Here is a 7,681-nt window from a genome sequence, read left to right on the forward strand (position 1 = left end):
GCAGGGCCGCGGCCTCGGGCACCGGCAGCGGGTCGGCGCCCGGCGTGGCCGCGACGGTGCGGCCCGCCGCCGTCAGGACGTAGGCGGGGGCCGCGTCCAGGTGGGCGAAGGCGGCGGCCAGGACCGCGGCCGGGTCGGCGTCCTGCGCCGCCAGCCGGTCCAGCCGGGTGCGCAGGTGCTCGGGCAGCGCGTGGTGGCGGCTCAGCCCGCCCCACTGCCTGAGGTAGACGGCGTCCGTGATCGCGCGGAACATCACGTGGGCCGGGACGCCGGCCACCGGTACCCCGTGCCGCACGCATGCGTCGATCAGGTCCCCGGGCACCGAGCCGTGCGTCTCCTCACCGGCCAGCAGTGCGGCGGCGCCCGCGTCCTTCAGCCCGGAGACGAAGCGTTCGGCCTTGTCCCTGCCTCCGTCGGCGCTCCACCAGACCAACCCGCTGAGCACCACCTCGTCGGGCCGGACGAAGCGGGCGGGTTCCTCCAGGTCGGTGACGGTGACGCCGCTGATCTCACGCCTCAGCAGGGCCTCCTCGGCCCAGAGCAGACGGAGACCGAGGGACTCGTCTCGAAGGAGGTGTTCGACGTGCATGGGTTCCGGCTCCTCGTGCGGCTGCCGGATGGCGGTACCTGGCCCCCGGCATCTCACATTCACCAGGTGCATGTGAGTGATCGCATCGTAGGTGCAAGTCGCGGTGAGCGGTATGCCTCTTGGTTGATCCACCAATCACCGGCCCGGACCGCCCGTCGTTTCCGTACTGCGAACCAGTCGTTTTGGCCGGTTCTCGTTGCTTCACTGACGGTCATGGACCTGAACACGGTGGTGGAGATCCGGGACGCGCGGCACCGGGCGCCCTGGCGGCCGGGCGACGCCTGGCTCGGCGGTGGCACGTATCTGTTCTCGGAGCCGCAGCCGCACCTGCGCCGGCTGATCGACCTCAGCCGCACCGGCTGGATCCCCGTCCAGCGGCACCGGGACGGCTCGGTGGAGATCGCGGCCACCTGCACCATCGCGGAGCTGTCCGGCTTCGGCAAGGGACTCGCGGCGGAGGCGGCGCCGCTGTTCGAGCGGTGCTGCCGGGCGTTCCTCGCCTCGTTCAAGATCTGGAACATGGCCACCCTCGGCGGGAACCTGTGCAACGGCCTGCCGGCCGGCCCGATGATCTCCCTCACGGCCGCCCTGGACGGGGAGTGCCTGCTCGTCGCCCAGGACGGCGCCCGGCGCCGGGTCCGCGTGGTCGACTTCGTCACCGGGGCGGGCCGCAAGGTCCTGAGGGAGGGCGAGCTGCTGCGGTCGGTCACCCTGCCCGCCCGCGCCCTGGCCTGCCGGACGGCGTTCCGGCAGGCGTCCCTGTACGGGCTGGGGCGCTCCGGTGTGCTGGTCATCGGCACGCTGGACCCGCTGGACGGCTCCCTGGCTGTCACCGTCACCGCCTCGACGGTCCGGCCGGTACGGCTGTGGTTCCCGCTGCCGCCGACCGCGCAGGCGCTGCGCGCGGCGCTCGGCTCGGCCGTCGCGGACGACGAGTGGTTCGACGACATCCACGGGCTGCCCGAGTGGCGGCGGCACATGACGTTCCGGTACGCGGAGGAGATCCGCCGCGAGTTGGCGCAGCAGGAGGCGCGATGAAGGTCGACGTCAACGGGCGGTCCCACGAGGAGGAGCCGCATCCCGGCCAGTGTCTGCGCACCTACCTGCGCGACCGCGGCTGGTTCGGCGTGAAGAAGGGCTGCGACCAGGGCGACTGCGGCGCCTGCACGGTCCATGTCGACGGCAGGCCGGTGCACAGCTGTCTGTACCCGGCCTTCCGCGCCGACGGCCGCACCGTCACCACGGTCGAGGGCCTGGCCTCGCCCGAGGGTGACCTGCATTCCGTGCAGCAGAGGTTCCTCGACGCCCAGGGCTTCCAGTGCGGTTTCTGCACGGCCGGCTTCCTGATGACCACGGCCGCCCTGGACGAGGACGCACTGGAGGACCTGCCCCGGGCGTTCAAGGGCAACCTCTGCCGGTGCACCGGCTACCGGGCCATCGAGGACGCCGTACGCGGGGTGAAGAACGTCGAGGCGCCCGCGCCCGGCGAGTCCGTCGGACGCAGCCTGCCGGCTCCGGCCGGCCCGCAGGTCGTCACCGGCACCGCTCGCTACACCTTCGACATCGAGGTGCCGGGACTGCTGCACATGAAGCTGCTGCGTTCCCCGCACGCCCACGCCCGCATCGTGTCGATCGACACCTCCGCGGCCCTGCGCGTGCCGGGGGTGCACGCCGTGTTCACCCACCAGGACGCCCCGGAACGGCACTTCTCCACGGCCCGGCACGAGCACCCCGAGGAGGACCCGGACGACACCCGCGTCCTGGACGACACGGTCCGCTACATCGGCCAGCGCGTCGCCGCCGTCGTCGCCGACAGCGAGGGCGCCGCCGAGGAGGGCTGCCGGCGGATCGAGGTGACGTACGAGGTGCTGCCCGCCGTCCTCGACCCGGAGGACGCGATGCGGCCGGGCGCGCCCGTCGTCCACGACAAGGACGCGACGCTCCACCGCATCTCCCGCCCCGGCGACAACGTCGTCGGTGAGGCGCACGGCGAGGTCGGGGACGTCGAGGCCGGTTTCGCCGAGGCCGACGTCGTCTACGAGGACACCTTCCGCACCCAGCGCGGACAGCATGCCAGCCTGGAGACGCACGGGGCCGTCGCCTGGTTCGACGAGGACGGCCGTCTCACCGTGCGCACCAGCTCCCAGACGCCGTTCCTCACCCGCCGCGCCCTGTGCGCCCTGTACGACCTGCCGCCGGAGAAGGTCCGCGTGGTCGTGGGCCGGGTCGGCGGGGGGTTCGGCGGCAAGCAGGAGATGCTGGTCGAGGACATCGTCGCCCTGGCCGTGCTGAGGCTGCGCCGCCCGGTGAAGCTGGAGTACACCCGCGCCGAGCAGTTCTACGGTGCCACCACCCGGCACCCCTTCACGATCCACGTGAAGGCGGGCGCCCGCCGCGACGGCGTCCTCACCGCCCTGCAGCTGCGCGTGGTGGCGAACACGGGGGCGTACGGCAACCACGGTCCGGCCGTGATGTTCCACAGTGTCGGCGAGTCCATGGCGATCTACCGGGCCCGGAACAAGAAGGTCGACGCCTACTCGGTCTACACGCACACCGTCCCGGCGGGTGCGTTCCGCGGTTACGGCCTCGGGCAGGTGATGTTCGCGGTGGAGTCGGCCTTCGACGAACTGGCCCGCCGGATCGGCATGGACCCGCTGGAGTTCAAGGCCCGCAACGTCATCGGCGCCGAGGAGCCGATGGTGACGCCCGGCGGTCACGAGGAGGACCTGCACATCGCCAGTTACGGTCTGGACCAGTGCATCGGCGTCGTCCGCCGGGCCCAGGCGGACGACGCCGGTGCCGGCCTGCCCGCGCCGGAGGGATGGCTGGTCGGTGAGGGAGCCGCGCTCGCGATGATCGCCACCGGGCCTCCCGGCGGGCACATCGCCGACGCCAGGGCCGCCCTGCTGCCCGACGGCACCTTCGATCTGGCCGTGGGGACGGCGGAGTTCGGCAACGGCACGACGACCGTGCACAAGCAGATAGCGGCCGGTGAACTCGCCACCACCGTCGACCGGATCACCGTCCGCCAGTCCGACACCGACGTCGTGCGCCACGACACCGGCGCCTTCGCCTCGACCGGCACCGTGGTCGCGGGCAAGGCCACCCTGCGGGCCGCCCGCGCCCTCGCCGACATGCTGCTGGACTTCGCCGCCGCCCACCTCCGTGTGCCGCGCGCGCGGTGCCGGCTCGCGGACGAGGCCGTGACGCATCCGGGCGGCCGGCTGTCACTGAAGGAGCTGTACGCCGCCGCCCGCGCGGTCGGCGTCGAGGTGGCCGCCGACGGCACCTTCGGCGGCACCCCGCGCTCGGTCGCCTTCAACGCCCAGTGGTTCAGGCTGGCCGTCGACCCGGGCACCGGGGAGGTCCGCATCCTGCGCAGCGTGCACGCCGCCGACGCGGGCAAGGTGATGAACCCGATGCAGTGCCGGGGCCAGGTCGAGGGCGGGGTCGCGCAGGCGCTCGGCTCCACGCTCTTCGAGAACGTCCGCATCGACGCGCGTGGCGAGGTCGAGACGGCCGCGTTCCGCCGTTACCGGCTCCCCCAGTACGCGGACATCCCGCGCACGGAGGTCCACTTCATGGAGACCGCGGACGCCATCGGCCCGCTGGGCGCCAAGTCGATGAGTGAGAGTCCCTTCAACCCGGTCGCTCCCGCCTACGCCAACGCCCTGCGTGACGCGACCGGGGTGCGCCTCACCGAACTGCCCTTCACCCGTGACCGCGTGTGGCGGGCGCTACGGGAGGCGGGGGTGCCGGACGGGGGCGTGGGCGGCTCCTCGTAGAGCCCGGCGAAGCGGCGCGGCCGACGGTGCCCGCTCCTTGTCGCCACCTCCAAGACCACCTGCTCAGACGCGACGCTTCTTGTGCCTTCAGCCAAGCATCTGCCAGGTGATTGTCGAATATCCGCCGCAGATGCAGGATGGGGCATGACGGTGTCCTGTGGAGGAGGCGGCCCAGTGGGGACGGAGAGCACGGCGGTACGGTCCGCGGGCGGCCGCGGGGCGCCGAAGCATCCGCCGGGTGCGAGAAAAGCCACGCCCCGGCACAGCCTCCCGTGCGGAGCCGCGTTCACACCCGAGCCCGCCACGAGCGGCCCGGGTGCGGCCGGCAGCGGTTCCCGCTCCGGCCGTAGCCCCTCGTGCCCCCACGTCCGGCCCGGCACGACCGACGGGCGTGTGCGGCACCTCCCCTGTTCCTGCTCACGAGGCGAGGTGTACCCCCATGACCACACGCACCCAGGGCAGCAGCCCGGGCGACGTCGGCCACGGCGCGCTCGCGCCCGGCCGCTCCTCCTACCGCCGGCCGGACGAACGGATCGCCCGGCTCGTCGCCGAGGCGCTGGGCGACGCCCGGCGGGTGCTCAACGTCGGTGCGGGCGCCGGTTCCTACGAGAGCGCGGCCCGGACGGTGACGGCGGTCGAACCCTCGGAGTCGATGCGCGCCCGGCGGCCGACCCGGCTCGCCCCGGCGATCGACGCGATGGCCGAGGATCTGCCCTTCGCCGACGGCGAGTTCGACGCGGCGATGACGCTGTTCAGCGTGCACCAGTGGTCCGACGTCCGGGCCGGCCTCGGCGAGATTCGGCGCGTCACCCGTGGTCCGGTGGACATCCTGACCTGCGATCCCGCCCTGGTGAAGGACTTCTGGCTGTACCGGTACGCCCCCGAGGTGCTGGACATCGAGGCCCGCCGCTATCCGCCCGTCGAGGAGCTGGCCGCACCGCTGGGCGGCACCTGGACCGTCCAGACCGTACCCGTCCCCCTGGACTGCACCGACGGGTTCAACGAGGCGTACTACGGCCGTCCCGAGATGCTGCTCGACCCGGCCGCCCGCCAGGCGTGTTCGGCCTGGAGCTTCGCCGACGACCACGTCCGCGAGCGCTTCGACCGGACACTGCGCCACGATCTGGAGTCCGGGGCCTGGGACGCGGAGTTCGGCCACCTGCGCGACCGGCCGGTGTACGAGGGGTCGCTCGTGATCGTGCGCGCCACCCCGTGAACCGGGCAAGAGGGACGAGAGCAAGAGGAAGAAGAGGGACGGCACCATGGCGGTACCCGACCGGATGGACGAACGCCTGCGAGTCCTGGGGCTGGTGGAGGCCCAGCGGATGGCGCGGTCGGTGTTCGCCGGCGCCACGGCCCGCGGCCTGATCGCACCGGGCAGCGGGGAACGCGAGGCCGGGCACCGGATCGGGGACCTGGCGAGGCGGATGTTCGGAACAGCCGTGAGCCGGTCCGCCGGGATCGTCCGCTCCGGCCCGCACACGATCCTCCCCCGCGGCCAGGAACCGCCCGACCGCGTCATCCGCGAGGACGACATGGTGGTCACCGGTCTCGGTCCGCTCCTCACGGGGTACGCATCGGACTTCGCCCGCACGCTCGCCCTCGGCGACGACCCTGCCAGGCACCGGCTGGTGGAAGACCTGGCCACGGTCTTCGCCGCGGGGCGCTCGGCGTTCCACGCCGACTCCGGTATCACCGGCGGGCAGTTGTACGCCGAGGTCCAGGCACTCGCCGGGAAGGCGGGCTGGGCACTGGGCGGCGAGCACGCCGGCCGGCTGGTGGGAACGGCACCCACCGCGGACGCCCGGCACGCGGACCCGGCTTCGTTCCTCTGCCCGGACAACGACGAGCCCCTGCGCCGCACCACCGAAGGAGGGTGGCGGGCGCACTGGATCCTGGAGATCCGCCTGGTCGACGAAGACCTGGGCCGCGGCGGCTGGTTCGTGGACCTGCTGGACCTGGCGTAGCCGCCGTCGCCGGTGACCGGGTGTCAGGACCAGGGGTGCCTGAGGTCTCCCCCGCCGGCTCTCCCCGGCCCGTCGGGCTCCGCCCGCTCCGGGCGGCCGGTGCCGCTCCGGGCGCCCGTGTCCGGGACGTCGAGCGGCTGGCGTACGGCACCGGCTCCGAGGAACCGGTGGTACGTACGCAGACGGCGGCGGACGCGGTCGCGGGCCCGGACCAGGAGCAGCAGAGCCTGTGCGGTGGGGGCGGTCGGACCGGTCAGACCGCCGTCGGTCACGGCTATCTCGACACCGCCGCTGTAGTGCGCCGACAGGTTGTAGAGGAAGGCTCCCAGCGTCGCCAGGCAGGTGCCCAGGACGACTTCGAGGCTGACGACGCCGACAGAGATGCCGAGGACGGTGGTCAGGGCGGGCAGGATGTCCGGGGCGATGGCCTCCACCATGATCCAGGCGACGCACGCGGTGACGACCGCCACCACGCCGAGTCCTCCCAGCAGCAGGGAACTCGTCACCATCACCGACCAGGGATCGGCCTCCGCCAGGCGCAGCCGTATCGTCCGCCGGCCCGACGCGTGGGGAGCGCCCCGCCGGCCCGGTGCGGTGGGACCACCGGGCGGTGCCGGACTGCCCGCGGCGCCGACGGCGGCCCCCGACCGGCCACCACCGATGGGTCCGGACGGGTGAACGGCACCCGCGGCGGGTCCGGGACGGACGGAGCACCCCGGCACCGGCCCCGGCCGGTCACGGAGGCCCGGCGGGTCCTTCGGTATGTACCGCGGCTCGGGGCCCGCCCCTGGGGAGGTTCGCCCGGCGGGCTCGTCGGAGGGACGTATGTGCTGGTGTGCGACGGGCCCCACCTGCCGCGGGGAAGGACCGGAGCCGCCGTCCTGCTCGGGTGTCCCCCCTCCGCCGGGGGTGCCGCGGGGCCTGCGTTTGGCTCGGCTCATGCCTGTCTCCCTGACTGGCCTGGCAGCTCGGCCGTGCCCTCCACCATCGAACGGGCCTCCATCGACCGCCAGGCGGCCTCTGGGGCCTGCTGGTCCGTGGATCCGACGGTATCGGCCCTTTTACGACCATGCACTGCGAGCGGCGCCAGGGAGTGGCCCCCGACCAGGCGGAGCCACCGACGGGACCCACGAATGCGTCAGGGCCGGACCGGCAGGCGCGTCGGCCCCCGGACCCGCGCACGCCCCAGGACCGTACCCGCAGACGCGTCGACACCCGAACCCGCGCACGCCCCAGGACCGTACGCGCAGACGCGTCGACACCCGAACCCGCGCACGCGCCAGGACCCGACCCGCAGACGCGTCGGCACCCGGACCCGTGCGGCTGGGGGCCGGATGGCC

General features: G+C 73.5%; 6 protein-coding genes. 4 read left to right on the plus strand and 2 right to left on the minus strand.

Annotation, left to right across the window (positions count from 1 at the left end; translation table 11 throughout):
• Positions 1–589 (minus strand): PucR family transcriptional regulator ligand-binding domain-containing protein (locus GT045_RS26290; RefSeq protein WP_202529049.1); only part of this gene is annotated, 589 nt, incomplete at its 3' end.
• Positions 590–802: 213 nt separating this feature from the next.
• On the opposite strand from GT045_RS26290, the gene GT045_RS26295 reads away from it, so the two are divergent.
• The 4 genes from GT045_RS26295 (at position 803) to GT045_RS26310 (ending at position 6,341) form a co-directional block, all read left to right on the plus strand.
• A complete protein-coding gene (locus GT045_RS26295) occupies positions 803–1,627 on the plus strand; it encodes an FAD binding domain-containing protein (protein WP_161335669.1) in 825 nt (274 codons plus the stop codon).
• Complete coding sequence (locus GT045_RS26300) at positions 1,624–4,374, plus strand: molybdopterin cofactor-binding domain-containing protein (protein ID WP_161335670.1); 2,751 nt, start codon at positions 1,624–1,626, stop codon at positions 4,372–4,374. Before GT045_RS26295 ends, GT045_RS26300 begins: the two co-directional genes overlap by 4 nt.
• A gap of 439 nt (positions 4,375–4,813) precedes the next feature.
• Entirely contained in the window at positions 4,814–5,590 is a 777-nt protein-coding gene (locus GT045_RS26305; protein WP_161335671.1) for a class I SAM-dependent methyltransferase, read from the plus strand.
• Positions 5,591–5,636: 46 nt separating this feature from the next.
• Positions 5,637–6,341, plus strand: a complete 705-nt coding sequence (locus tag GT045_RS26310) for a M24 family metallopeptidase (protein ID WP_237538882.1) — start codon at positions 5,637–5,639, stop codon at positions 6,339–6,341.
• 23 nt (positions 6,342–6,364) lie between these two features.
• On the opposite strand, the gene GT045_RS26315 is transcribed toward GT045_RS26310, so the two are convergent.
• Positions 6,365–6,850 (minus strand): DUF3566 domain-containing protein, encoded by a 486-nt coding sequence (locus tag GT045_RS26315; RefSeq protein ID WP_161293861.1) that lies wholly within the window; start codon positions 6,848–6,850, stop codon positions 6,365–6,367.
• Positions 6,851–7,681: the final 831 nt, after the last annotated feature.

Source organism: Streptomyces sp. SID486 (assembly GCF_009865385.1).
In the GTDB taxonomy this organism is placed as follows: Bacteria; Actinomycetota; Actinomycetes; order Streptomycetales; family Streptomycetaceae; genus Streptomyces.

Excerpts from the sequence above, each read along its gene's own strand:
- GT045_RS26295 (WP_161335669.1), top strand. The coding sequence starts at position 803 with ATGGACCTGAACACGGTGGTGGAGATCCGGGACGCGCGGCACCGGGCG.
- GT045_RS26300 (WP_161335670.1), top strand. The coding sequence starts at position 1,624 with ATGAAGGTCGACGTCAACGGGCGGTCCCACGAGGAGGAGCCGCATCCC.
- GT045_RS26305 (WP_161335671.1), top strand. The coding sequence starts at position 4,814 with ATGACCACACGCACCCAGGGCAGCAGCCCGGGCGACGTCGGCCACGGC.
- GT045_RS26310 (WP_237538882.1), top strand. The coding sequence starts at position 5,637 with ATGGCGGTACCCGACCGGATGGACGAACGCCTGCGAGTCCTGGGGCTG.
- GT045_RS26315 (WP_161293861.1), bottom strand. The coding sequence starts at position 6,850 with ATGGTGACGAGTTCCCTGCTGCTGGGAGGACTCGGCGTGGTGGCGGTC.